Annotated in this window: 2 protein-coding genes; both read left to right on the top strand. The window is 72.5% G+C overall.

Annotated elements, in window-relative coordinates:
- On the top strand, window positions 1-580 hold a 580-nt coding region (locus AC0CYZ_RS25375; RefSeq protein WP_472220500.1), incomplete at its 5' end, for a malic enzyme-like NAD(P)-binding protein.
- 402 nt (window positions 581-982) lie between these two features.
- Window positions 983-1,180 (top strand): hypothetical protein (locus tag AC0CYZ_RS25370; RefSeq protein WP_472220498.1); only part of this gene is annotated, 198 nt, incomplete at its 3' end.

Raw genomic sequence — 1,180 nt, 5'->3', positions numbered from 1 at the left:
CGGGGTCGAGGACGTGACCGTGCTCGACTCCCGCGGGGTGATCCACACCGCGCGCGAGAACATGAACGTCGCCAAGTACGCGCTCGCCGAGCAGACCAACCCGCGCGGGCTGCGCGGTGACCTGTCGACGGCGCTGCAGGGCGCGGACGTCTTCCTCGGGCTGTCGGGGTCGACGGTGCCCGAGTCGGTGATCGAGTCGATGGCCGACGACGCGATCGTGTTCGCCCTGTCCAACCCGGACCCCGAGATCGATCCCGCGGTGGCCCGGAAGCACGCGTCGGTGGTCGCGACGGGACGAAGCGACTACCCGAACCAGATCAACAACGTGCTCGCGTTCCCCGGCGTCTTCGCCGGCGCCCTCGACGCGGCCGCCCGGCGCATCACCGAGCACATGAAGCTCGCCGCCGCCGACGCGATCTTCCGCATCGCGGAGGAGGACCTCGGTGTCGACCACATCGTCCCCAGCGCGCTGGACCCCCGCGTGGCCCCCGCGGTGGCCGCGGCGGTCGCCGAGGCGGCCGGCTCGGACGGGGTGGTCCGCCGTCACGTGGCCGAGGTGGCGGGGCACGAGGACCGGTGAACGACACCTTCCTTCGGGTGATCACGTGTGAACCGAATGGGCAGCGGGTACCGGTCGCGGCTCGTCGGTGACCGTTGACGCGTCCCGTCCGGCACGATCCGTGCCAGCTGACGCGCGTCTGGGTGACACGCACTGCAGGTCGAGCGACACGCGGTGGAGGGTGTGCCGTTCGTCGCATCCACCCGGAGTTCCCGGACCGTTCATCGTCCGGGTTGAGACAGAACGCTCGACTTGATGCCACCCGACCGCGCAATAAAGGACGGTCGGCGCCACGGTCCACTCGACGGGGTGATGCGGCCGGACCTCACTGAGGTCTCCTTCGTTGCGGTGATCAGGAGGCGGCCGAGCGACCCGATCGGGTCCGGCCGGAACCGCCGGTGAGGGGGCGACCAGGTGAGCGGAGTGGGCCACACGCCACGGCTCGCCGTCGTCCGGGTGTCGGACGGCGCCGCGTCGGCGGCACCACGCACCTCCGCCGTCGAGCCGCCCGTCCTCCCCGCGCCCGCGCAGCCGGAGGCCTCGGGAGCGTTCGCACGGCCCACGTCCGCCGACGGGGCCGACGCGCGCCGCGGCACCTCGGTCTACGACGGCGCGACGCTG

The sequence above is a fragment of the Actinomycetospora sp. genome (genome assembly GCF_055612215.1).
Note: the sequence above shows the minus strand (reverse complement) of the source record. Positions and strands in the feature narration are given on the sequence as shown.